The following is a 540-nucleotide window of genomic DNA, read 5'->3' as shown; positions in this document are numbered from 1 at the left end:
GTCCTAATCCAGGATTTAAGTTGGTGAATTACTACTTGTAATTCTTTAAAATTAGCCCCTTTATCACTTTCTTTTTGAGTGATGTTATACTTTTTTTTCAAAGGATTATACCTTCTCCATTTATCCGTAATTACATTAGTATCTTCTGAAATATGTTGTTCAAATATAGTAGTTAATGATTTAGCAGAATAATCGTCAATACACTTAACATATGCTCTTTTTACTTTGCTATCAGTAGTTAACTCAACAGCTATCACTGCTTTAGTTTTTTGGGTATCATAACTTCTCCCTGGTTTTCCTTGTTCATATCCCCCCACAACGAACTCATCTACACGGACTGTTTCTGTCATAGGATATTGTTCACTACTTTGCATAGCTAGGCGAACCTTGCGCATAAAACCCCATGCTGTTGGCTGGCTTATACCATAACGTTTACCCATTTGAATACTAGAGATGCTTTGACTAGAAGTTGTCATCTCAAATACAATCATAAACGCTTTATGTAAACCAAACTTAACTTTATGAAATAAAGTATTAGCA

1 protein-coding gene is annotated in these 540 nt (G+C 33.7%); it reads right to left on the bottom strand.

Features of this window, described 5'->3' with window-relative positions; all coding sequences use genetic code 11:
* The coding region (locus tag CF599_RS19300; protein WP_121967536.1) for an IS1595 family transposase at positions 1–540 on the bottom strand (540 nt) is incomplete at both ends.

Origin of the sequence: Myroides sp. N17-2 (assembly GCF_002286775.1) — a bacterium.
Lineage (GTDB): Bacteria > Bacteroidota > Bacteroidia > Flavobacteriales > Flavobacteriaceae > Flavobacterium.
The sequence above is the reverse complement of the archived record's forward strand: the minus strand, read 5'-3'. Positions and strand labels throughout refer to the sequence as shown.